19 protein-coding genes are annotated in these 24,112 nt (G+C 73.8%); 11 read left to right on the forward strand and 8 right to left on the reverse strand.

Features of this window, described 5'->3' with window-relative positions:
• Positions 1–69: 69 nt before the first annotated feature.
• The 6 genes from amrb99_RS26775 (at position 70) to amrb99_RS26800 (ending at position 8,717) form a co-directional block, all read left to right on the forward strand.
• Complete coding sequence (locus amrb99_RS26775) at positions 70–405, forward strand: CU044_2847 family protein (RefSeq protein ID WP_347256877.1); 336 nt, start codon at positions 70–72, stop codon at positions 403–405.
• Positions 406–2,076: a trypsin-like peptidase domain-containing protein gene (locus amrb99_RS26780; RefSeq protein ID WP_190860992.1), complete on the forward strand. Its 1,671-nt coding sequence runs from the start codon at positions 406–408 to the stop codon at positions 2,074–2,076.
• Entirely contained in the window at positions 2,077–3,051 is a 975-nt protein-coding gene (locus amrb99_RS26785; RefSeq protein WP_190860994.1) for a MoxR family ATPase, read from the forward strand.
• On the forward strand, positions 3,044–6,844 hold the full coding sequence (locus amrb99_RS26790; protein WP_190860997.1) for an SAV_2336 N-terminal domain-related protein: 3,801 nt from the start codon (positions 3,044–3,046) through the stop codon (positions 6,842–6,844). Before amrb99_RS26785 ends, amrb99_RS26790 begins: the two co-directional genes overlap by 8 nt.
• A gap of 43 nt (positions 6,845–6,887) precedes the next feature.
• On the forward strand, positions 6,888–7,463 hold the full coding sequence (locus tag amrb99_RS26795) for a TetR/AcrR family transcriptional regulator (protein WP_190860999.1): 576 nt from the start codon (positions 6,888–6,890) through the stop codon (positions 7,461–7,463).
• Positions 7,464–7,535: 72 nt separating this feature from the next.
• Entirely contained in the window at positions 7,536–8,717 is a 1,182-nt protein-coding gene (locus tag amrb99_RS26800) for a Cmx/CmrA family chloramphenicol efflux MFS transporter (protein WP_190861001.1), read from the forward strand.
• Between the two features lie 61 nt (positions 8,718–8,778).
• Here the strand turns inward: amrb99_RS26800 and amrb99_RS26805 are convergent, their stop codons facing one another.
• From amrb99_RS26805 to amrb99_RS26820, 4 genes are all read right to left on the reverse strand, one after another.
• Positions 8,779–10,026, reverse strand: coding sequence for a hypothetical protein (locus amrb99_RS26805; RefSeq protein ID WP_190861003.1), 1,248 nt, complete (start codon positions 10,024–10,026; stop codon positions 8,779–8,781).
• A 175-nt stretch (positions 10,027–10,201) separates the two neighbouring features.
• The gene (locus amrb99_RS26810; RefSeq protein ID WP_190861005.1) at positions 10,202–12,265 is read right to left on the reverse strand and encodes a M6 family metalloprotease domain-containing protein; all 2,064 of its coding nucleotides are present in this window, start codon (positions 12,263–12,265) and stop codon (positions 10,202–10,204) included.
• Positions 12,266–12,419: 154 nt separating this feature from the next.
• On the reverse strand, positions 12,420–12,899 hold the full coding sequence (gene rraA / locus amrb99_RS26815; RefSeq protein ID WP_190861007.1) for a ribonuclease E activity regulator RraA: 480 nt from the start codon (positions 12,897–12,899) through the stop codon (positions 12,420–12,422).
• A gap of 73 nt (positions 12,900–12,972) precedes the next feature.
• Positions 12,973–13,428: an Lrp/AsnC family transcriptional regulator gene (locus amrb99_RS26820; RefSeq protein WP_190861009.1), complete on the reverse strand. Its 456-nt coding sequence runs from the start codon at positions 13,426–13,428 to the stop codon at positions 12,973–12,975.
• 184 nt (positions 13,429–13,612) lie between these two features.
• On the opposite strand from amrb99_RS26820, the gene rocD reads away from it, so the two are divergent.
• The 4 genes from rocD (at position 13,613) to amrb99_RS26840 (ending at position 18,267) form a co-directional block, all read left to right on the forward strand.
• Positions 13,613–14,806 (forward strand): ornithine--oxo-acid transaminase, encoded by a 1,194-nt coding sequence (gene rocD, locus amrb99_RS26825; protein ID WP_190861011.1) that lies wholly within the window; start codon positions 13,613–13,615, stop codon positions 14,804–14,806.
• Positions 14,807–14,882: 76 nt separating this feature from the next.
• A complete protein-coding gene (locus tag amrb99_RS26830; protein WP_190861013.1) occupies positions 14,883–15,893 on the forward strand; it encodes an LCP family protein in 1,011 nt (336 codons plus the stop codon).
• A gap of 110 nt (positions 15,894–16,003) precedes the next feature.
• Positions 16,004–16,654: a PadR family transcriptional regulator gene (locus amrb99_RS26835; RefSeq protein ID WP_190861015.1), complete on the forward strand. Its 651-nt coding sequence runs from the start codon at positions 16,004–16,006 to the stop codon at positions 16,652–16,654.
• Complete coding sequence (locus amrb99_RS26840; RefSeq protein ID WP_190861017.1) at positions 16,651–18,267, forward strand: DHA2 family efflux MFS transporter permease subunit; 1,617 nt, start codon at positions 16,651–16,653, stop codon at positions 18,265–18,267. Before amrb99_RS26835 ends, amrb99_RS26840 begins: the two co-directional genes overlap by 4 nt.
• Positions 18,268–18,332: 65 nt before the next feature.
• On the opposite strand, the gene amrb99_RS26845 is transcribed toward amrb99_RS26840, so the two are convergent.
• From amrb99_RS26845 to amrb99_RS26860, 4 genes are all read right to left on the reverse strand, one after another.
• Complete coding sequence (locus amrb99_RS26845) at positions 18,333–18,845, reverse strand: flavin reductase family protein (RefSeq protein ID WP_347256878.1); 513 nt, start codon at positions 18,843–18,845, stop codon at positions 18,333–18,335.
• 24 nt (positions 18,846–18,869) lie between these two features.
• Positions 18,870–19,376: a DUF6113 family protein gene (locus amrb99_RS26850; protein WP_190861019.1), complete on the reverse strand. Its 507-nt coding sequence runs from the start codon at positions 19,374–19,376 to the stop codon at positions 18,870–18,872.
• Between the two features lie 21 nt (positions 19,377–19,397).
• Positions 19,398–20,297 carry an N-acetyl-1-D-myo-inositol-2-amino-2-deoxy-alpha-D-glucopyranoside deacetylase gene (gene mshB / locus amrb99_RS26855; protein WP_190861020.1) on the reverse strand — a complete coding sequence of 300 codons (900 nt, stop codon included), beginning with the start codon at positions 20,295–20,297 and terminating at the stop codon, positions 19,398–19,400.
• 80 nt (positions 20,298–20,377) lie between these two features.
• Positions 20,378–21,832: a serine/threonine-protein kinase gene (locus amrb99_RS26860; RefSeq protein WP_190861022.1), complete on the reverse strand. Its 1,455-nt coding sequence runs from the start codon at positions 21,830–21,832 to the stop codon at positions 20,378–20,380.
• Positions 21,833–22,007: 175 nt separating this feature from the next.
• Between amrb99_RS26860 and amrb99_RS26865 the strand changes: the two genes are divergently transcribed.
• Positions 22,008–24,089 carry a prolyl oligopeptidase family serine peptidase gene (locus amrb99_RS26865; protein ID WP_190861025.1) on the forward strand — a complete coding sequence of 694 codons (2,082 nt, stop codon included), beginning with the start codon at positions 22,008–22,010 and terminating at the stop codon, positions 24,087–24,089.
• The last annotated feature ends 23 nt before the right edge of the window (positions 24,090–24,112 follow it).

Raw genomic sequence — 24,112 nt, forward strand, 5'->3', positions numbered from 1 at the left:
GCCCCGCACTTGATGATCTTGTTACATTGGCGGGGCGGCGCGACGCCCGACGGCGAGGGGACGGGGAACGTGAGCGAACTGGTGCGCTGGCAGACCGAGCACGGCAGCATCGTCGTCGAGAGCGACGACGACGACCCCGGCATGGACGCCGTCTCCCGCGGCGGCGACCTGATCGGCACCGCCACCGCCAAGCTCGAGGACTCGTTCCAGCAGGTCCGGGACGCGGCGGAGGCGGCGCTCGCCGCGCTGCGCGGCGGCGACCTCAAGCCCGACTCGGTCGAGCTGGAGTTCGGGGTCAAGCTGAACGCCGCCGCCGGCGCCGTCATCGCGAAGACGACCGTGGAGGGCCACCTGAAGGTCAAGATGACCTGGGGCGAGCCGAAGGCCGCCGCCGGGGAGGAGTAGGTGGGCGACTGGCAGTGGCGCGCCTGGGTCGGGACGCCCGGCGCGGGCAAGCTCGGCGCGGCGTTCCTGGTCACCCCGACCCGGCTGCTGACCTGCGCGCACACCGTCACCGGCCTGGACGACCCGCGCGTCGGGTTCCCCGGCCTCGCCGAGGACCTGCCCGCCCGGGTCGTCGCGTCCGGCGGCTGGCGGGGCCCCGGCGACGTCGGCGACGTCGCGGTGCTGGAGCTGGAGGAGCCCGTCCCGTTCGAGCCGGCGGCACTGGCCGACCCCGACGACGCCGGCGGGCTCGCCGCGGGCGGCCGCGAGTTCGGCGTGTACGGGTTCCCCGCGCGCAAGGACGACAACGAGCGGCACGCCACCGTCACGACCGGTCCGCACCTGCTGACCCGCAACGAGTGGTGGGAGATCCGGACCGTCCACGGCGTCCCGCTGGAGAAGGGGTACAGCGGGTCCGCCGTGTACGACATCGCGACCGGCGAGGTCATCGGCATGGTCACCGACGCCGAGCTGCGCGGCGGCCGCGCCGGGATCGGCTGGATGCTCCCCCTCTCCCGCCTCCGCGCCCACTGGGAGCCGCTCGACGACCTGCTGCCGCTGCGCTGGCTCACCGGGACGGCCCGGAGCGACCTGCGGGCGCTGCTGAAGGACGTGCCGTTCACCGAGGCGCTCACCGCCGACCTCGAACGCGCCGTCGGCCGCCGCCCCCGCGAACGGTTCGGCTCCGCGTGGGCGTCCGTCCGCTACGTCGCCGAGGGCTTCCCGGAGCAGCGGCTCGCCGGCTACCTCGGCGCCCTCGGCGGGCGGCTCCCCGAACCGCACCGGCGGCGGTTCGCCGCCTGGGCCCGGTGGCACCTCCCCGGCGTCGAGCCCGCGCGGGAGGCGCCCGCGCCCGCCTCGGTCATCGTCCGGCTCGAGCACGCCACCTTCCCCAAGGAGTACGACCTCACCGTCCACACGTGGTTCAACGACGCCGACCAGACCGCGCAGGCCACCGTCCGCGTCCCGGAGAGCGAGGTCCGCGGCGCCGTCCAGGACGCGGTGGCCCTCGCGAGCCGCGCCCTCGTCGGCGGACGCTGGATGATCGAGTTCGCGGTCCCGGAGGGCTGGCTCGGCAAGCCGTTCGAACGGTGGTACATCGACGTCGAGGACAGGACGCCCATGCGGCGGTACCCGCTGGTCGTCCGGGACGTGAAACGGCTGCGGCCCGGCTCGATCCGGCGCGACCAGGCCCACCAGCGCTGGCGGGTCCTGAAGGAGCGCGGCCGCACCGACCCGCGGGTCATCGGGTGCGACGACCACCGCGGCGCCGCCGCCTTCCAGGACTGGCTCGAGGCCAACCCCGACCACTGCGCCCTCGTCTACACGACGTCCCCGTCCAAGGCCCGGCTCGCCGCCGCGCTCGGCAACGGCGTCCCCGTGATGCTGTGGACGCGGACCACCTGCAGCGGTCCCGCGCACGACGACTGCCAGGGCCACCGCCTCGGCGAGGCGCTCGCCGCCGCCGTCCGCGACGCCCGCCCCGAAGAGCTCCCCCACATCGCGCTCGACCTGCGCCGCAAGGCCCTCGGCGCCCCGAAGGACGCCCCGCACTGCGGGCGCGACCTCACCCTGCTGTGGGACGACCCGTCCCGGCTGCCCGCCGACCCCCGGCTCGCCATGGAGGAATAGATGCCCGACTGGCTGCTCTACACCGGTAGCCGAAGCCGGCACGACGGCATCGACAGGCTGCCGCCGCCCCCGCCCTGGCGGGCCTTCGACGGCGGCCCGCTGCTGCCCCCGCCGTCCGGCGGCTCCGGCAACGCCCACCAGGCCACGACCTACCGGCCCTCGGACGACGCCGTCCAGCAGGTCAACGCCGCCCTGTACCTGCGGCGCCCGTTGCTCGTGACCGGCCCGCCCGGCACCGGCAAGTCGACGCTCGCGTACGCGGTCGCGCACGAACTCGGCCTCGGACCCGTCCTGCACTGGCCCATCACCAGCCGGACGACCCTCCGCGACGGTCTCTACCAGTACGACCCCCTCACCCGCCTGTACGCCGCCCGCGACGGCGACGCGCCCGCCACCGACGAGGACATCGGCCGCTACATCCGGCTCGGCCCGCTCGGCACCGCGCTGCTCCCCTACGCCCGGCCGCGCGTCCTGCTCGTCGACGAGATCGACAAGAGCGACATCGACCTGCCCAACGACCTGCTCACCATCTTCGAGAAGGGCGAGTACGAGATCCCCGAGCTGACCCGGCGCGCGGACCCGTCCGCCGACGTCATGACCGCCGACGGCCCCGGCTCCCGGGTCGCCGTCACCGCCGGGACCGTCCGCTGCAACGCGTTCCCGCTCGTGGTGATGACCAGCAACGGCGAGCGCGAGTTCCCGCCCGCGTTCCTGCGCCGCTGCGTCACCGTCGAGCTCCGCCAGCCCGCCGACGAGGCCGAGCTGTCCGCCATCGTCCGCGAGCACCTCGGTGACCTCGCCGACCGCAGCGACGACCTCGTCCGCCGGTTCTTCGAGCGCTCCGCGTCCGGCACCCTCGCCACCGACCAGCTCCTCAACGCCGTCTACCTGTGCCGGCACGCCGGCGCCGCCGACCGCGCCGCCCTCGCCGACCGGATCATGCGGCGGCTCGGCGGTCCCCTCGACGATGATTGACCGGCTCCGCGAGGTCCTCGGCGCCGTCTCCCCGCACGGCGCGCCCGACGCGCGCGAGCTGAGCGAGCTGCTGTGGCTCGCCGCCCACATCGCGCCCGCGCCGGACGAGCCCGCCGACCCCGCCCCGGATCCGGTCCCGCCCGCGGTGCCCGATCCGCCGCCGGCCGGGCCCGACGGCCTCGCGAAGCCGCCCGGACCCGCACCGGAAGAACCCCGCACCGCGCTGCACCACCGTCCCGCCACCGGCACCGCGCCGCCCGCCGGGACGGCCGCCGAAGTGCTCGTCCCGACCGCGCCGATGCTGTCCGACCCCCTCGGCGTGCAGCGCGCGCTCCGCCCCGTCAAGCGGCGCGTCCCGTCCCGGCACCGCCGCGAACTCGACGAGGACGCCACCGCCGAGCGCATCGCCGACACCCGCCTGTGGACGCCGGTCCTCGTCCCCGAGTCCGAACGCTGGCTGACGCTCACCCTCGTCGTCGACACCGGCCCCACCATGCGGCTGTGGCGCCCCCTCGCCCGCGAGCTCACCGAGGCGCTGCTGAGGCAGGGCGCGTTCCAGAACGTCGGCGTCGCCTATCTCACCGCCACCGGCCGCGTCTCCTCCGCCCCCGGGTCGTCCCCGCGCGCCCCCGGCACCCTCCAGGACGCGTCCGGACGGCACGCCGTCCTCCTCCTCAGCGACTGCTCCGGACCGCACTGGTGGAACGGGCGCGCCGCCCCCGCCGTCCGCCGCTGGGCCCAGGCCGGCCCCACCGCGATCCTCCAGCCCCTCGCCGAGAGCCTCTGGCGCCGCACCGCCGCCCCCACCACCCCCGGCGTCGCCGTCCTGCCCCGCCCCGGCGGCCCCAACACCGGCCTGCGCTTCACGCCCCTCGACGGCGCCCCGCCGCCCGGCGTGCCCGTCCCCGTCCTGGAGGTCGCGCCCCGCTGGTTCGGCGCCTGGGCCCGGCTCGTCTCCGGCGCGGGCCCGCAGCCCGCCGCGATCGCGGCCCTGCCGTCCGGGCCGTCCGGCCCCGCCCCCTCCGACCGCGACGTCCCCGTCGCCGAACGCGTCCGCCGCTTCCTGCGCACCGCCTCCGCCGACGCCGCCGAGCTCGCCGCCCACGTCGCCGTCTCCGTGCCGTCCCTGCCGGTGATGCGGCTCATCCAGCACGGCGTCCTCGGCGGCTCCGACCCCGGCCGCCTCGCCGAGGTCCTGCTCAGCGGGCTGCTCCGGCCGCTGGACGACGTCCGCTACGAGTTCGTCCCCGGCGCCCGCGAGGCCCTCCTCGACACCCTCCCGCGCCCCGAGGCCCAGCACACCCGCCGCGTCCTCGAAGCCGTCTCCGCCGAGATCGAGCGGCGCGCCGGCGGCACCGCCGAGACCTTCCGCGCCCTCCTCGCCACCGCCGACGGCCCGCTCGCCCTCACCGCCGACACCCCCCACTTCGCGCTGGTCACCACCCCCGCGCCGGCGGCCCCGCCGGCGCCGGCCTCGCCCGCTCCGCACCTCCTGGACGTCCTCGGAACACCGGTGGACGACCTGATCGGCGACGACTGGGACCGCCCCCGGCACCCCACCGCCGTAGGCGTCGACGGCACCGGCAGGACGGTCTGGGTCGACCTCCTGCGCGACGGCCGGGGCACGCCGCACGGGACGATCGTCGGCCCCCGCGCCGAACGCGACCGCGTCCTCCGGACACTGCTGTTCAGCCTCGCTCTCGGCCACTCCCCCGCCACGGCCGCCCTCGCGTTCGCCGACTTCTCCGGCGGCGCGTCCTTTGTCGGGCTAGGGAGCCTCCCGCACGTCGTCACCGCCGTCCACAGCATGTCGATCGACTCCCCGCTCTTCCCCCGCCTGCTCACCGCCCTGGAAACCGAGCGGTCCCGCCGCGAGGCCCTGCGGTCGCGAACGCGGGGAGACGAGGCCCCCGCCGCGTTCCCCGTCCTCGTCGTGGTCATCGACAACGCCGGGCCCCTCCTCGGCGCACGCCCCGAGCTGCAGGACCCCCTGTTCCGCCTGTGCGAGGAGGGGCCGTCCCAAGGAATCCGGTTCGTGTTCTGCTCGCCGGACGAAACCGATCTCCCCTTCCCGCCGCGATGGCGGATCACCGTCCCCGGCCCGGAAGGCGGCGGCACGGCGTCCCTGACGCACGACGGGATCACGCCGGTGACCTTCCGCCCCGCGCACATCCCGCTCTCCGACAGCGACCCGATCGTCGAGCGCATGCGCCGACGCGGCCCCCGCCCCCCGCGCCTCCCCTGGCCCGACGAACCCGCCGTACCCCCCGCACCCGCGGAGCCGCCTTCCGGCGCCGGACCGTCCTCGCCGCCCCAGCTCTCCGCAGCGGACGACGTCCTCGCATTGAACGGGGCCGGCCTTGGGGCGGCGTTCACCAACGCATGGAGACTGCCCGTCTCGGTCCCCAGGCCGCCGCGCATCGGGCATGACCCCGAGGGGAACGAGTTCGCTGCCTCTTCTCTCGATCTCGCGGCCGGCGGCTCGGGCCTGGTCGTAGGCGACGTCCACGCCCGGCGGCATGTCCTGCGAGTGATCGCGCTCGCGCTCGCCGCCAAGTACCCGCCCTCCCAGATGACGTTCGCCTTCGCCGGGCTGGGCGAGCATCCGCTGGGCGACGTGCTCCCCCTCCCGCACGTTCTCCACTCCGAAGAGGAGCTGCTGGGCAGGCCGCGCGAGTTGCAGGAGTTCCTCGACTTCCTGTCGGCCGAGCTGGACACGCGCAGGGGCCATGCGTCACCCGAAGAGCTGCCGCACTTGGTGGTGATGGCGGACCTGTCGTTGACGTTCCCGTCCGGCAAGCGCGAGCTAGGGGAAACGCTCCTCCAGCTCGCGCAGCGCGGCAGAACGCTCGGCGTGAAGCTGATCCTGGCGTCGTCCACCGTCGAGAACACCACGATCTGGAACCGGTTCCTGCCGCTGCTCGACTGGCGGATAGCCGCGAACCGCCTGCCGCCCGCCGAACTCCGGACCGTCCTCGGCCGGGCGAGCCTTCCCTTCCCCGACGGCGACGCCTACTTCGTGGCGACCGGCGACGCACCGCGCCGGTTCACCCCGGCCCCCCTGCCGCCCGAACGCGCCATCGCCGCCTTCGCCGAGCAGGCGGCCGCGTGGGCCCGACCGGCGGCCCCGCCTTCCGCAGGCGGTGGGCTGCCGGAGCGTCTCGGGCGGGACGAACTGGGGATGGTGTCCGGAGGGCGCATTCCGATCGGCGTGCAGGGCGACGGACGGGAAACGGTCGCGCTGGACTTTGACGTTCGGCCGCACCTGGCCGTCTACGGAAGCGCCGGTACGGGGAAGACGAACGTTCTGCGCCTCATCCTGGAGGCGCTCGGGCGAGAGCGGCGGACACCGTGCTTCGTGATCGACCCGGCCGGCGGGCTGCGCGAGACCGTGCTGTCCCAGCGGAGCGCCGGACGGCCCTTGCCGGAGACGTATGCCACCACGTCCTCGCAGGGCAGGGACCTGGTGCTGGGCGTCGCGCGACTGCTGGACGAGGAGGAGCGGGGGCAGGAGGCGTACTTGGTCGTCGACGACCAGGACCTGCTGTCCGCGGAGATGTTCGTCGCGCTCCACCCCCATCTCGACCGGCGGAGGCCGCGGCTGCATCTCGTGCTCGCCCGTACGGACGTGCGCACCGGAGAGGAGCCGGACCCGCTGCTCATGCTGGGTCAGCCGGGATTCGCGACCCTGCGGATGGGAGTGGCCGACTCCGCCGGGCGGACGGTCCCGGGGCGCGGGGTGCTGGGCCAGGGCGCCGACCATGTGATCGTGCAGGTCGCGGAGGCGCCGTGAGGGGTATTGGATCGAGCTGTCCATAACGTGTTAGGGTCGGCGCATGGCGAGACCGAGGCAGTTCGAGGAGGAGCGGGCGGTGGAGGCCGCCATGCGGGCGTTCTGGGAGCGCGGGTACGAGGCGACGTCGACGCAGGAGCTGTGCGAGGCGACCGGGCTCGGGCGCAGCAGCATCTACAACACCTTCAGCAGCAAGCACGACCTGTTCACGCGGGCGCTGACGCGGTACATGGACGTCCGGACGGCGAACGCCGTGGAGGTGCTGGAGGACGCGGGGCGGCCCGTCCGGGAACGGCTGCGGACGGTGCTGGGGTGGGCCGTGGAGGCGCCGGCGGAGGATCCGGTCGGCTGCCTCGTGGTGAACACCATGATCGAGATGGCGCCGCGGGACGAGGACGTCGCCGGGCACCTGCGCAGGGACCAGGAGAAGCGGCTCGCGGCGCTGCGGGGCGCGATCGAGGCCGGGCAGCGGTCCGGGGAGATCGACGCGGGCAAGGACGCGGGCGCTCTGGCGCACTTCGTGGTGGCGGCGATCGCCGGGATGCGGGTCGCGGCGCGCGGCGGCGCGGACGGGCGGACGCTGCGGGCGATCGCCGACACGGCCATGGCGGCGATCTGACGGAGGCGGCGGCGGTGCCGCCTTTTTTCTCGGCCGAATTTTGAACTGATCAATCCAAAAGAGGGGCGTGCGATGCCACTGGCGGTCTATGTCCTGGGCTTGGCGATCTTCGCCCAGGGCACCTCGGAGATGATGCTGGCGGGGCTGCTGCCGCAGATGGCGGCGGACCTCGGCGTGTCCGTGCCCGACGCGGGGCTGCTGATCTCGGCGTTCGCGGCCGGGATGCTGGTGGGGGCGCCCGTGCTGGCCGTCCTCACGCTGCGGTGGCCGCACCGGCGGGCGCTGCTGGCGTTCCTCGCGGTCTTCGCGGTCATGCACGCGGCGGGCGCGCTGACGCCCGGGTACGGGGTGCTGTTCGCGACGCGCGTCGCGGGCGCGTTCGTGTACGCGGGGTTCTGGGCGGTCGCGGCGGCGACGGCGATCGGGCTGGTGCCGGCGGACGCGCGGGGACGCGCGATGGGGATCGTCGCGGGCGGGCTCACGCTCGCCACGATCGTCGGGCTGCCCGCCGGGACGGTGCTCGGGCAGCACCTCGGCTGGCGGTCGGCGTTCTGGGCGGTCGCGGCGATGTCGGCGGCGGCGATGGCCGCGGTCGCGGCGACGGTGAAGGGCGGCTCCCGGACCGGGACGGCGCCGCGCGTCCGGGACGAGCTGCGGGCGATGGCGCGGCCGCGGCTGTGGCTGGCCTACGCGACGACGGCGCTGGCCACGGGCGCGCTGCTGGTCGTGTTCAGCTACCTCGGGGCGATGCTGGAGGACGCGACGGGCATCCCGGAGCGGTGGGTGCCGGGCGTGCTGGCGCTGTACGGGGCGGGCTCGCTGATCGGGATCACGCTGGGCGGGCGATTGGCGGACGCGCGGACCGTCCCGCTGCTGTACGCGGGGATCGCGGGGCTCGTCGCGGTGTCGGCCGCGCTGGCGCTGACGCTCGGCTCGCCGGCGCCGGCCGTCGCCCTGGTGTTCCTGCTCGGCGCGTTCGGGTTCGCGACCAACCCGGCGCTGAACTCTCGGGTGTTCGCCCTGACGGACGGGTCGCCGACGCTCGTCGCGGCGACGAACACCTCGGCGTTCAACGTCGGCATCACCGCGGGGCCGTGGCTGGGCGGGCTGGCGCTGGACGCGGGGGCCGGATACGCGTCGACCGCGTGGATCGGCGCCGGGCTCGGCGTCGCGGCGCTCGCGACGGTGGCGCTGGGCCGGGCGGGCCGGCGGACGGTCCGGCAGGAGGAGCGGAAGGTCGCCGTCAACGCGTGAGCCGGACGGGACGGGACGGGCCGGCGCGGGCGTCCGCGCCGGCCCGTCCCGCATACGTCGGCTACCAGCGGCACTGCGGGGCGTGCAGGCCCCAGAGAGCGCGCTTGTCCGGGTACTCGGCGAGCGTCCAGACGCGGTGCTCGGCGCGGTAGCAGCTCAGGTCCTCGGGACCATAGGAGATGGTCCGCTTGGACAAGTGCCTCCAGCCGTGCCCGCGCTGGTCGGCCTGGAGCATCGTGCCGCGCTCGGAGCCGTGGCTCTGCGTGAACCACCAGTGGCCGTGGGCGCGGACGCCGCCCTGCACGCGGTCGCCGGGAAGGCTCGCGACCCAGTTCGGGTAGGCGACGCCGCCGGACCCGGCGACCAGGCCGGTGCCGTTCCGCAGCGGCCACGTCGCGACGCGCCCGCGCGGCTCCCGCTCCTTGCAGTACTCGCCCGCGACGAGCGACGGGCCGCGGGTGGTGCGGTCGACCGACATCCACGAGACGCGCGGCGCGCCGTGGCCCGCGCACCTGGCGCCGGCCCAGCCGTGGGCGTACTGCCAGTTGCCCGTCTGTGGCATGACGTACCGGTACCCGTGCCCGTAGTACTTGCCGCCGCGCAGGCCGACCCATTCCGCGTGGTCCGTGGACCCGTTCCGGCTGCGGCCGAGGTCGTAGATCTGCCGCATGTCGAACTCGCGCAGGCCCGCGCGGGTGTCGGCGACGTACAGCTTGTCGCCGAACCAGGCGATGCCGCCGGCGTGCAGGTCGATGTCGCCGTAGGAGACCCTCCCGTCCCGCATCGCCGGGTAGACGAGCAGGACGTGCCGGTAGGTGCGCCGGTCCGGGTTCACGAACGTGAGCCGGACGGCGCCGTCGTTGTGCCAGGACACCAGGATCGGGCGGCCGGCCCCCCACCGGCCGTCGACCGCCGCGTCCGAGACGGTCGTGACGCCCTGCGGGTACCACTTGCGGGTCGCCGAGTCCTGCTTGTCGAAGCAGTAGGCGCGCGCCCCGGCGGGCACCTTGGCCGCCGCGGCGCAGCCGCCGGTGAGGCGGCGCTGCCCCGAGCCGTTGATCAGCGCCTGGACGCCGCTCTTGGTCAGTCTCTGCCCGAGCGCGCGCAGCGGACGGTCGAGGTTCGCGCCGCGCCGCAGGCCGAAGTCCGCCTTGCGCGGCGCCGCTTCCCGCGCCGAGGTCGACGCCGCCGCGGGCTGGGGTCCGACGACGGCGGGGACGGACGCCACCAGCGCGGCCAGCGGGACGCCGGCCGCCAGGGCGGCGGCGGCCGGCCGCCGCCCGCTCGCTCTCCATTTCATGATCATCACGACGCCCCTCCTTTCCGGCGCCGTATCGCGGAAAACCCCCCGCACCGTCGACGGAAAGGCAAATGACCATTGCACCGGCCGGGTGAACCGGAACCGCGCCGCGGGCGTCCGGCCACCCGAAGCGGACGGGACGGCTTCCTCACAGGAAACCGTCCCGTCTGCGGGGATATCGGTATTACGGAAGGCGGCAGGTGCCGTAGTCGGACTTCGACGGGTCGCTCTCCGAGGTGCCGGTCAGCTTCAGCTTCGCCTTGCGCTCGGCGCCCGGCCCGGCCTTCGCCCACACCACCACGTCGGTGCCGCCGCCCGCCTTCGCGGTGGCCAGCTCGTTCGGCAGCCAGGTCGTCCAGCCCGCGCCGTCGACGGTCGCCTTCAGGCGGAAGACGTCGGAGCCGTAGACGCCGGTGCCGCCCTTACCGCGGTTGCCGACGCGCATCGTGCACTTCATCCAGCCGGATCCGGCCGGCACGGCCTTCCCGGAGTCGACCTTCACCCCGCGCCGCTGCGGGCCGGACCCGTCCAGCGACCGAATGGCGACCGTGTACTCCAGGACGCCCTTCTTGTCGCGCTTGAGGTTCAGCACGTAGAAGTGCAGCCGGTTCGCCTTGTCGACGTATTCGAACTCGCTTCCGGAATCAGTCCCGGCATGGAACAGCGCGTCCGACAGCTGGCGGTAGTCGCCGATCGTCATCTTCTGCGGCGTGCCGTCCGGCAGGACGAAGTCGGTCTTGTCGATGTCCTGCGGGTTCGCGTCCTGGACCCAGATGAACGGCGCCCGGTCCTGGTCCTTGGTCTTCGCCAGCAGCACCCCGGAGTCGGGCGTGAACGAGTCCATGCCCATCCGGTCGACGACCTCGAGGGTGTAGTTGTCGAACTTGCCGCCGTCGCACAGCGGGTCGGCGCCGGTGTCGCAGGCCGGCTCCTTGTCGCCACCCGTGCCGAGCTTGAGGTTGACGCCCGCGAGGCCGCCCTCGCCCGGCTCGGCGGACCGCGCCGTGATGGTCGCGACGACGGTGCCGTCCTGCGGGAGCGTGTCGCGGTCGAGCTGGAGCACCTTGGCCGCGTCGACGATGCCGAGCTTCAGCTTGTTGCGCAGCATGTGCTCCGCGCCCATGGACGCGCCGCCGACCGCCGGGATCGTCCAGCGGCTGTGCGGGCCGCCGGGGCCGTTGAAGCTGCCGCGGCTCAGCATGTCCCACGGACCGCTGTACGAGCGGCGCGGCGGCACCCCGTACGGGTTGTTGTAGTTGTCGCCGATGCCGAGGATGTGGCTGAACTCGTGCGCGAACACGGCCATCCCGGAGCTCTCCGCCTGCGTGGAGCTGCCGGTGATCGCGTTCGGCCAGATCGTCGCGCCCGCCTGCCAGGACGTCCAGTCCACGTACCGGGTCTTCACCCAGTTGGGCAGGGCCGGGTCGCCCGGCCCCCACTCGGCCGGGACGTCCTCCTTGGTCTGGAACTTCATCTGCCCGAACTCCTGCCAGGTGGACGACTCGTCCTGCCCGGCGCTGAGGAAGAAGACGAAGTCGAACTTCTTCGCCGTCTCCTCGCCGACGTCCGCGATCCACGCGGCGCGCGCGTCCGTGCGCAGGTCGCGGTTGCAGGTGTCGCCCGCCGGGCAGCCGGTGCCGCCCTGCATGCCGTCCACGCCGTACTCGTGGTCCTTGGCGGGCATCCGGTACGCGCCGAACGCGGTGAGGTCCACGCCGTAGCGGCCGCCGGAGTCCTCCATCCAGTACTCGTGCAGCGTGTGGCCGTGGTTGAGGTCCTCGGGCTTGTTGAGGAAGTCCTGGTAGAACTTCGCGACCCGGTCGCGGGGCACGTCGCCGACCGCGTTCGGGTTGCCGAAGATGGTGGAGTTCTTCGGCTGCGTGACCACGAACGGCTGGTTCGGGTAGTCGACCAGGACGACCGCGCCCTTGAAGTTCTTGATCGAGCCCTGGTGGGACGGATCGGCCCACGAGGTGCCGGGGACCGAGGCGTAGTCGTCCCAGGTCATCGTGTCGGGAAGCTCGTAGTTCTGCGGGTCGATCGGGCGCGGGCCGCCGGCCGCGTAGGTGCGGGCGGACGGCCGGCTCCGCTGCCACGGCTGCGTCTGCGGCCAGTGGCGCATCTGCCAGGGGTTCGCGGTGGGCTTCGGGATCGGAGGCTTGGTCTGCGCGGCGGCCGGCACGGCCGCGAGTCCCGCGAGCAGCACCGTCGCCGTCACGGGCACCAGCAGCGTCTTCTTGGCGCGCATGTCTCCCCTGTCTCAGGTGGTCACTGAGAACGTAAGGAGCACCGTTCCGCCGCGCTACGGCCTACTTATACGACCTTGCGGCGTTCGCCCTGGCATGTCACGCCGTGGCCTGTTCCGTACCGCTCGCTACAGGCTCGTCTAGCTGCGACGGTCCTTACAGCAGCGAACGCGTCGCGACGACGATGCCGTCCTCGTCGCTGTAGAGCCAGTCGCCCGCGCGGAACTCCACGCCGCCGAAGGCCACCGGCGCGTCCACCTCGCCGGCGCCGTCCTTGGCGCTCTTGCGCGGGTTGGAGCCGAGCGCCTTGACGCCGAGGTCGAGGCCGCGCAGCGCCACCACGTCGCGGACGGCCCCGTTGATCACCACGCCGGCCCACCCGTTCGCCACCGCGGACGCCGCGATCATGTCGCCCATCAGCGCGGACGCCAGCGACCCGGCACCGTCCACGACCAGCACCCGGCCCTCGCCGGGGGCGTTCAGCACCCGCTTCACCAGGCCGTTGTCGTGGTGGCAGCGCACCGTCGACACCGGCCCCGCGAACACCGTCCGGCCGCCGTACTGCCGGAACTGCGTCTCGCAGCTGCGCAGCTCGTCCCCGAAGTCGTCGATGAGGTCAGCGGTCGCGAAGTCCATGCCCGGCAGCCTACTGCCCGGTAACCATCGGTTCGCGGTTGCCCGCCCCGCGCCCGCCGTCCGCGCCCGGGCGTCAGGCCGAGGGGGCGTCGGTGGGGCGGCCGATCAGGCGGGACAGGACGATCGCGGTCTTCGTCGCCGTGATGTTCTCCTCCCGGCGCAGCCGTTCGAGGGCCTGCTCCAGGTGCTGGATGTCGCGGGCCCGGACGTGCACCAGGGCGCTGGCGTCGCCGCTGATCGTGTAGGCCGCGACCACCTCCGGGTGGCCGCGGACGCTGGAGTAGATCTCCTCCGGGGACGTCGCCCCGGTGCAGAAGATCTCGATGAACGCCTCGGTCGTCCAGCCGAGCGCGGCCGGGTCGACCACCGCCGCGAACCCGTTGATCACACCGTCCGCGCGCAGCCGGTCGACCCGCCGCTTCACTGCGGGCGCGGACAGCCCCACCTTGTCGCCGATCTGCGCGTAGGAGGCGCGGCCGTCCTCCAGGAGCCGCGCAACGATTCGACGGTCCAGATCGTCAAGACGCAACAAACAGCACCCCCAAAGTCGGTTTTCGTCATTGGTCGCCCGTAACACCCGAACATACGCTGGATATGGACCGGGCGGCCACCCGCCGCTCCCGGCTCCTCCCCCCTCGGCACCGGGCACCCCCGTCCGGTGTCCCGGCGATGCCCGGCCCGACCGGCCGGACCCGAACGCGAGAAGGAGCGTCGTGACGGCGACCGAACAGCTGCGGGCGATGTCCGAGGAGCACAGCGCGCACAACTACCACCCCCTCCCGATCGTCGTCGCCGACGCCGAGGGCGCCTGGCTCACCGACGTCGAGGGCCGCCGCTACCTGGACATGCTGGCGGCCTACTCGGCGGTCAACTTCGGGCACCGCAACCCGCGCCTCGTCGCGGCGGCCCAGCGGCAGCTGGAGCGGGTCACCCTGGTCAGCCGCGCGTTCGACCACGACCAGTTCGGCCCGTTCGTCACCGAGCTGGCCGAGCTGTGCGGCAAGGACATGGTGCTGCCGATGAACAGCGGCGCCGAGGCCGTCGAGACGGCGCTGAAGACCGCCCGCAAGTGGGGCTACGAGGTGAAGGGCGTCCCCTCCGGGGAGGCGAACATCATCACGTTCGAGGGCAACTTCCACGGCCGCACCACCACGATCGTCAGCTTCTCCACCGACCCCGACGCCCGCGACTCCTACGGCCCCTACACGCCGGGGTTCCGGACCGTGCCGTACGGGGACGTCGACGCGCTGAAGGCCGCGATGGACTCCTCGACCGTCGGCGTGCTGGTCGAGCCGATCCAGGGCGAGGCCGGCGTGAACGTCCCGCCGAGCGGGTTCCTGCGCGCGGTGCGGGAGCTGTGCACCGCGAACGGCACGCTGATGATCGCCGACGAGATCCAGTCGGGCCTCGGCCGCACCGGCACCACGTTCGCCGTCGAGCACGAGAACGTGGTCCCGGACGTCTACATCCTCGGCAAGGCGCTCGGCGGCGGCATCATGCCGGTGTCCGCCGTGGTCGCCGACCGGGACGTGCTCGGCGTGTTCAAGCCGGGCCAGCACGGCTCCACCTTCGGCGGCAACCCGCTGGCCTGCGCGATCGGCCGCGAGGTGATCGCGATGCTGCGGACCGGCGAGTACCAGGAGCGGTCCCGGGCGCTGGGCGCGCACCTGCACGACCGGCTCGGCCGGCTGCCCGGCGACCTCGTCCGCGAGGTGCGCGGCCGCGGCCTGTGGGCGGGCGTCGAGCTGTACGGCCGGGCCCGTCCGGTCAGCGAGCGGCTGATGGAGCTCGGCGTGCTGGCCAAGGAGACGCACGAGACGACGCTCCGGCTGGCCCCGCCCCTCGTCGTCGAGCGGGAGGACCTCGACTGGGCGCTGGACCAGCTGGAGGCGGCTCTCAAGGGCTGAGCCCCGGCCGGTAAAGAGTTACCCGCGACCCGCCTGTCCGCGCGGGGCGCGCCGCGCCCGGGGAGAGGGTGTGCGCATGCAGCGCAACCCGTCCCCGCAGGACAGCCCGGAGCAGGAGAAGCCGACCGGCCGCCGACGGCGGCGGGTCCTCATCGGCTGCGGCGTGCTCGCGGCCGGCGCGCTGGTGCTGCTCGGCGGCGGCGCCTACCTGCTGGAGAACGCCTACAACGACGGCGTGAAGCGGATCGCGGGCGCGATGCCGGAGCGCAGCGGCCGCCCGGTGTCGACGGGACGCGGCGAGAACTGGCTGCTGATCGGGTCGGACCGGCGCTCGGACATGCCGTCCATGGGCGCCCGGTCCGACACGATCATGCTGGTGCACCTGTCCGGGCGGGACGGCCGGGTGTCGGTCATCGCGATCCCGCGCGACAGCTGGGTGCCGATCCCCGGGCACGGCGCCGGGAAGATCAACGCGGCGTTCTCCTACGGCGGCCCGAAGCTGCTGATCCGGACGGTCGAGCAGCTCACGAAGGTGCGCGTCGACCACTACGCCGCGCTGGACTTCGGCGGGTTCGTGAAGATGACCGACGCGCTCGGCGGCGTGGACGTGACGGTCGAGAAGCGCACGTACGACCCGATGCACAAGCGGACCTGGCCCGCCGGGCACCAGCACCTGAACGGCGTCGAGGCGCTCGACTTCGTCCGGCAGCGGTGGAACCTGCCCGGCGGCGACCTCGACCGGATCAAGCGGCAGCAGGCGTTCCTGCACGCGCTGGCCGACAAGGCCCTCGACACCCGCAACCCGCTGAAGATCGACCGGTTCATCCGGGCCGCGACGCACTCGGTGACCGTGGACGACTCGGTGACCGCGGGCACGCTGCGCGGCCTGGCGGCGCGGCTGCTGAAGACGCCGCTGATGGAGTACCTGACGGCCCCGGTCGACCGGTTCGCGTCGCGGGGCGGGCAGAGCGTGGTGCTGCTGGACGCGGCCGCCGGCGACGAGCTGTTCGCCGACGTCCGCGGCGACCGGGTCGGCGACTTCGTGGCCCGCAACGGCGCGGCGAACAGCGTCGGCACCGTCCGCTGAAACCGGGTGTGACCTGTACGGATAAGTCGGGCATCAAAAGAATGTGACGACAGAGGTCTAGATGGATTAGTCTAAGTGGACTAATCGACGTCGACCACGAAGGTCGCTCCATGTCCCGACCCCTCACACCGCTCGCGCTGACCGTCCTGCGCATGCTGTGCGGCGGGCCCATGCACCCGTACGAGATGCAGCAGCGGATCCGCGACCACGCCTACGACCAGGCCGTCAAGGTCACGCACGGCTCGCTCTACCACTCGGTGGAGCGGCTCGCGGCCGCCGGCCTGATCGAGCCGCTCGAGACCGCGCGCGAGGGCCGCCGCCCGGAGCGGACCGTCTACGCGGTCACCAGCGCCGGACGCGACGCCGCGCACATCCGCCTCGCCGAGCTGCTCGCCAAGCCCGTCGAGGAGTTCCCGCTGTTCGGCACGGGCCTGGCGTTCATCAACCTGCTGCCCGAGGCGGAGGTCGCCCGGCAGCTGCGGCACCGCGCCATCGCGCTGGAGGCGCTGCTCGTCGGGAACCAGGCGGTCAACGACTCGCTCCGCAAGCGCGGGCTGGAGCGCCACAAGCTGCTCGACCAGGAATGGGCCATCGCCCGGTTCCGCGGCGAGCTGGAGTTCGTCCAGAACCTGGCCGACGACCTGGAGACCGGGCGCATCACCTGGACCGGCGAGACCGGGGTGACCTCCTGCCACCCGCCCGACCAGCACGACCACCGCACCGACTACCACGCAAGCCGTAACGACAAGGGGGCACCATGAGCAAGTGGCGCGGGAACCCGTGGGCGATCCTATTGACGCTCTCGCTCGGTTTCTTCATGACGCTGCTCGACCTGACGATCGTGAACATCGCGATCCCGAGCATGATCGACAAGCTGAACGCCTCGCTGGACGAGGTCCTCTGGGTGGTCAACGCCTACATCCTGGTGCTGGCCGTGCTGCTCATCACCGCCGGCCGCCTCGGCGACCTGTGGGGCAAGAAGAACCTGTTCATCGCCGGTGTGGCGCTGTTCACCCTGTCCAGCCTGGCGTGCGGGATCTCGCAGGACCCGGCCCAGCTGATCGCGGCCCGCGCCGTGCAGGGCCTCGGCGCCGCGCTGCTGATGCCGCAGACGATGTCGATCATCATCGGGGTGTTCCCGCCGGAACGGCGCGGCACCGCGCTCGGCGTCTGGGGCGCGGTCGCGGGCGTGTCCACCATCGCCGGCCCGACCATCGGCGGGCTGCTGGTCACCAGCCTCGACTGGCGGTGGATCTTCTTCGTGAACCTGCCGATCGGCATCATCGTGCTGGCGCTCGCCGTGCCGATCCTGCCCGGCCACACGCCCACCGTGAAGCACCGCTTCGACATCGCCGGCGTCGGCCTCGCCTCCGCCGGGCTGTTCTGCCTGACGTTCGCGCTGACCGAGGGCCAGAAGTACGACTGGAACGAGGGCATCTGGGGCCTCATCGCCGCCGGCCTCGGCCTCTTCGTGATCTTCTACGTCTACCAGCGGACGCAGCAGGACCGCGAGCCGCTGGTGCCGTTCTCGCTGTTCCGCGACCGCAACTTCACGATCCTCAACTTCGTCGGCGCCGCCGTCTCCATCGGCATGATCGGCATGTTCCTGCCGATGACGATCTACATGCAGTCCGTCCTCGGCTTCAGCGCCCTCAAGGCCGGCCTCGTGATGGCGCCGTCCTCGGTCGTGTCGATGTTCCTCGCGCCCGTCGCCGGCAAGCTGTCCGACCGCATCGGCGGCAAGTTCATCCTGATGGGCGGCCTCACCCTCTACGCGCTCGGCATGCTGTGGCTGGTGCTGGTCGCCGAGGTCGGCACGGACTGGACCGCGTTCATCCCCGCGCTCGTCGTCGCCGGGTTCGGCATCGGCGGCGTGTTCGCGCCGATGGCCACCGAGGCGACCCGGAACGTGCCGCCCCGGCTGGCCGGCGCCGCGTCCGGCGTGAACAACACCGTCCGCCAGATCGGCTCCGTCCTCGGCAGCGCCGCCGTCGGCGCCGTCCTGCAGAACCAGCTCGCCTCGTCGCTCAAGGACCAGGCCGCGACCCGCGCGGCGGCGCTCCCGCCGGACGTGCGGCCCGGGTTCGTCAAGGGCTTCGCCGGCGCCGCCAAGGGCGGCCTTGAGGTCGGCGCGGGCCAGACCGGCACCCAGCAGAAGCTGCCGCCGGGCGTCCCGCAGAGCGTGGCGCACCAGATCCAGCAGGTCGCCGGCCAGGTGTTCTCGCACGGCTTCGTGCACGCGATGAAGCCGACGATGATCCTGCCGATCGCCGTCGTCCTCGCCAGCGCCGCCGCCTGCTTCGGCGTGAAGGGCTACCGCTCCACCCCGGCGCCGGGCACCGCCGAGCCCGCCCCCGCCACCGTGCAGAGCTGACCCGAAGCACGCTCACTCGCGGCGAGCCGCCGTCATGGCAGTGCCCATGACGGCGGCTCGCCGCGTCAGCGGGCGAGGCGGCCGTAGCCGCCGCCGTAGAAGATCAGGGGACGGGCGTCGGGCGACGGGACGTGCAGGCTCAGCACCTCGCCGACGACGATGCTGTGGTCGCCGGCGTCGTGGACGGCGTGGGTGCGGCATTCCAGGGCGGCGACGGCGTCGGTGAAGATCGCGGCGCCGGTGACCGGGCCCCGCGTGTGGTCCCAGCCCTGGAGCTGGCCGTCCAGCATCCGGCCGCGGGTCGCGAACCACTGCGAGGCGTCCCGCATCTCCTCCGACAGCACCGACACCGCCCACTCGCCGGCGTCCAGCGCCAGGTCGTGGAAGCGCGCGATCTTCTCGGGGCAGAACATCACCAGCAGCGGGTCCAGCGACACCGAGGCGAACGCGTTCACCGTCATGGCGTGGTCGGCGCCGTCCACCACGCTCGTCACGATCGCGACGCCCGTCGCGAACCTGCCCGCCACCCGGCGGAAGAGCTCCGGATCCACGCTCGGGTCCACACGGTCGCCGCTCACAACGCGCACACCCTAGCGATCCCCCTACCCGCGGGTGCGCGCCGCCCTCCCGGTGAGCCACTGCCCGCTCGGGCCGGGCGACGGGACCCGCGCCACCGCGATTCCCGCGGCCACCATGCCGCCGACGATGTACACATACCCCGCGAGCGTCCCCGGAACGACCAGGTCGCCCTCCGGCCGCTGCATCGACATCACGATCACCGCGGCGCCCCACACCACCGCCGGCACCGCCGCGCCGATCTTGCCGCCCATGCCCAGGCCCGCCAGCCGGACCATGGCGTACACCAGCGGCACCAGCACGATCGAGGTGACCGGCACGTCCCCGGCCGTCCACTCCTGGGCGTACGAGCCGACCAGGCCGAAGACCCCGCCGAGCAGCCCGAGCGCCGCGTACGCCGCGCCCGTCACCAGCGCCTCCAGCGGGCCCTCGCCGCGGCCTCCCGCGCCGCCGGCGGCGGACGCGCCGCCCGCCGCGTCGGCGGGAAGCTCGTCCTTGGCCAGGCTCACCCGCGCCTCGTCGTCCTCGTCCACGGCCTCAGCGTATCCAGCCGGTCAGCCTTCCGCGTCGTCCAGACCGGCGAAGAGGTCGGTCTCGCGGCGGCCCGGGCCGACCGGGCCGAGCTCGCCCGCCTGCAGGATGAAGTACTCGGTGCCGAACGCCTGCTGCCCGAGGTTGTTCGACAGCGCGAAGAACGGCCCGGCCTCCTCCGGCGCCACCGTGATCTGGGTGCGGTGCGCGCGCAGCGCCGCCAGCTTGGCGGGCAGGTGCGCGCGGGCGTCCACGACCGTGGTGACCTGCCCGTCCGGGACGCCGGAGCCCAGCTCGTCCAGCCCGGCGACCCGCGCGAACGGCAGCTTCGCCTCGCGCATCACCGCGATCGCCCGCGCCAGCACGGTGCGGGGGGTGGCGTAGGCGTAGAACTTCGCGGCCCGCCACGGCTCGCCGCCGCCGGTGAACGACGGGTCGGCGGCCATCTCGAACGCCCGCCAGGCGACGCGGTGCGCCTGGATGTGGTCGGGGTGGCCGTAGTTGCCGCGCTCGTCGTAGGTGACGATGACGTGCGGCCGGACCTCCCGGATGATCTTCGCGAGCTCCGCGCCGGCCTCCTCGACGTCGGCCTGCCAGAAGCTGCGCGGGTCGTCGTTGGTGGCGGTGCCCATCATGCCCGAGTCGCGCCACCGGCCGGGACCGCCGAGGTAGCGGTGGTCGCGCACGCCGAGCGCCGCGGCGGCCGCCGCCATCTCGCCGATCCGGTACTCGCCGAGGCGGTCCTCCTTGTCGGACGCCAGGTGGCGCAGCTCATCGGGGATGACCTCGCCCTCCTCGCCCAGCGTGCAGGTGACGAGACAGACGTGGGCGCCCTCGGCGGCGTACTTGGCCATGGTCGCCCCGGTCCCGATGGACTCGTCGTCCGGATGGGCATGGACGAACAGGATCCGCGGCTCCTTCATGGTCACGAGCCTACTCAGGGGGCGCGGGCACGGCGATGACCGCCCTGCCCGCGCGGGCACGGCGCCGCGGCGGGCGGCCGTCAGCCGCCGGTCCCCGCTCCGCCGCCACCGCCGCCGCCACCGCCGGAGCCGTCACCGCCGCCACCGCCGCCGCCCGAGGTGTGCGTCGGGTTGGTGGTCGGCGAGTGCGACGTGGGGGCCTCGCTGGTCGGCGCCTCGCTGGTCGGCGCCTCGCTGGTCGGCGCCTCGCTCGTCGGGAGGCGCGTGGGCGCCGTGTGCCGGGGCCGGGTCGGGCGGGTGTACGTCGGCTGGTCCTGCGTGGGCTGGTCCTCGGTCGGGCTGTCGGAGACCGACGAGGAGTCCGAGACCGTCGGGGACGTCCCCGTGCCCGGGGTGTCGTCGCCGCCGCGGTTCGCCATGAACAGGCCGACGACGAGCGCCAGCACCGCGATCGCCGCGATCCCCGCGAAGATCGGCCACTTGGACCGGCGCTCCGGCTCGAAGTCGTCGTAGCCGGTGTGCCGGCCGCCGCCGCGGTACGGGGGCTGCTGGACGGGCGGCAGCGTGCCGGTGTAGTTCGCCGGCGAGACCCGCTGCGTCTGCCCGCCGTGGGGCCCGCCCTGGTGCGCGCCGAAGGCCGCGGCGGCGCCCGCGCCGGCGGCGAGCGTGGAGCCCTCCGCGAGCATCGTGGTCGCCTGCCCGGGGTCGTCCATCCGGGTCTGGCCGGCGCCGCCCGGCCCGCTGCCGATCAGCGCCATCATCAGCTGCTGCGCGGTGGGCCGCCGCTCCGGCTCCTTCACCAGGCACGCCGCGACCAGCCGGTGCAGGTCGGCGGGCACGCCCTCCAGGTACGGCGGCTCGTTCATCACCCGGTTGATCACCGCGACCACGGTGTCGTCGCCGAACGGCGGGTGCCCGGTCGCGGCGAACACCATCGTGGTCGCCCACGCCCACACGTCCACGGCCTCGGTGAGGGTGGCGCCCGCCACCTGCTCGGGGGCCATGTAGGACGGGGTGCCGATCGCCTTGGTCGCGTTGGTCTGGCCGGTGTCCAGCGCCCGCGCGATGCCGAAGTCGATCACCCGCGGGCCGTCCGGCGCCATGATCACGTTGTGCGGCTTGAAGTCGCGGTGCACGATCCCGGCCTGGTGGATCGCGACCAGCGCGGTGGCGGTGCCGATCGCCAGCCGGTCCAGCGCCGCGCCGGTGATCGGCCCGGTCTCGGTGACCTGCTTGTACAGCGACGGGCCCGGCACGTACTCGCTGGCGATGTAGGGCTGGTCGCCCGCGACGTCCGCCTCCAGCACCTGCGCGGTGCAGAAGCGGGCGACCTGCTTGGCGGCCTGCGCCTCGCGGACGAACCGGTTGCGCGCGCCGGCGTCGGCGGCGAGATCGGTGCGCAGCAGCTTGATGGCGGCCCTGTTACCCGAGGCGTCGACGCCCGCGTAGACGACCCCCTGGCCGCCCTCGCCGAGCCGTTCGACGATCTCGTACGAGCCCAGCCGCCGGGGATCGCCCGGCTGCAGCTCCGGCATGGACCACTCCTTCAACGCCCGCGAGACAAAAGCTTGGGGAGGTCTTGAGCTTACGCGAGCGGGGCCATGCCCAAGGGCCGTTCCCCGGCCGCGATGACCGCCCGGAATCATAGGGGCAGGCAACGGCGCCGCGCCGCCGTTCGGGGAGGCTCGCGGGCTGGCAGACTCGGATGCCATGAGCATCAGCTATCCGCGGCAGAGCGCCCGCACCCGCCGTTTCAGCCTCGGCGTCCCGCGCGCCTTCCAGATCGCGCAGGACGGGACGCGCGTGACGTTCCTGCGCACCAGGGCGGGCGACGATCCGGTGACCTGCCTGTGGACGCTGGACACCGGCACCGGCGAGGAGCGCCTCGTCGCCGACCCGGCCGCGCTGGACGTCCCGGGCGAGGAGAACCTGCCCGCCGAGGAGCGGGCCCGCCGGGAGCGCGCGCGGGAGCAGGCCGGCGGCATCGTCGGGTACGCCACCGACCGGGACATGCGGCAGGCCGTGTTCACGCTCGGCGGACGGCTCTACGTCGCCGACATCGAGGGCGGGCTGGTCCGCGAGCTGCCCGCGCAGGCGCCGGTGTTCGACCCGCGCCCCGACCCGGCGGGCCGCCGCGTCGCCTACGTGTCCGGGCGGACGCTGCGGGTGATCGAGATGGACGGCTCGGACGACCGGGCGGTCGTGCAGCCGGAGTCGGACCAGATCTCCTACGGGCTCGCCGAGTTCGTCGCGGCCGAGGAGATGGGCCGGATGCGCGGCCACTGGTGGTCGCCGGACGGCGGGACGCTGCTCGTCGCGCGGGTGGACGAGACGCCGGTGCAGCGCTGGCACATCGCCGACCCCGCGAACCCGGACCGGACGCCCGCCGAGATCGCCTACCCGGCGGCGGGCACGCCGAACGCGCTGGTGTCGCTGGCGCTGGTGAAGGTGGACGGCGGCCGGCTCGGCGTCGCCTGGGACCGCGGCATGTTCCCCTACGTCGTCACCGCGTCCTGGGACCGGCACGGCCTGCTGATCGTCGTGCAGCCGCGGGACCAGCGGTCCCAGCGGGTGCTGCGGGTCGACCCGTCGAACGGGGAGACGTCGCTGGTGCACAACGAGCACGACCCGGTGTGGACCGACATCGTGCCGGGCCTGCCCGCGCACACGGGGACGGGCGAGCTGGTCTGGGTCACCGAGGACCGCGAGACCGACACGCGCCGCATCACGATCGGCGGGAAGCCGGTCACGCCGGGCGGGCTGCAGGTCCGCTCGATCCTCGGCGTCGAGGGCGAGTCGATCCTGTTCACCGCGTCGGAGGAGCCCACCGAGGTCCACCTGTACTCCTACGACGCAGGGGAGGTCCTCCGGCTGACGGAGGGGCAGGGCGTGTTCGGCGGGGCGCGGGCCGGCGGTGTGACGGTGGTCACGGGGGCGCGGCTGGACCGTCCGGGGACCGAGGTGGAGGTGCGCGGGCCGTCCGGGATCCACCCGGTCGCGTCGCTCGCCGAGACCCCGGTGATCACGCCGCGGGTCGAGCTGCTGCGCGCCGGGGACCGCGAGATCCGCACCGCCGTGGTGCTGCCGACCGGCTGGAAGCCCGGCGACGGGCGGCTGCCCGTCCTGATGGACCCCTACGGCGGCCCGCACGCGCAGCGGGTGCTGGCCGTCCAGCGGGCGTACTGCGAGGCGCAGTGGCTCGCCGACCAGGGCTTCGCCGTGGTGATCGCGGACGGCCGCGGCACGCCGGGCCGCGGCCCGGTCTGGGACCGCGCGGTCCGCGGCGACTTCGTCGAGCCGGTGCTGGAGGACCAGATCACGGCGCTGATCGAGGCGGCGCGGCTGCATCCGGCGGCGTTCGACCTGGACCGGGTCGGCATCCGCGGCTGGTCGTTCGGCGGCTGGCTCGCGGCGCTGGCGGTGCTGCGCCGCCCGGACGTGTTCCACGCGGGCATCGCGGGCGCGCCGGTCACCGACTGGCGGCTGTACGACACCCACTACACCGAGCGGTACCTCGGCCACCCGGACGAGGAGCCGGAGGCGTACGCCGCGCACTCGCTGATCGAGATGGCCGGCGAGCTGCGGCGCCCGCTGATGATCATCCATGGGCTCGCCGACGACAACGTGGTCGCCGCGCACACGCTGCGGCTGTCGTCGGCGCTGCTGGCCGCCGGCCGCCCGCACACCGTCCTGCCGCTGTCGGGCGTCACCCACATGACCCCGCAGGAGGTCGTGGCGGAGAACCTCCTCCTGGTCCAGGTCGAGTACCTCAAGTCCGCCCTGGCTGGTTGAGCCGCGGCGGGCCGCCGTCTTGG

The organism is Actinomadura sp. RB99 (assembly GCF_014706005.1).
GTDB lineage: Bacteria > Actinomycetota > Actinomycetes > Streptosporangiales > Streptosporangiaceae > Spirillospora.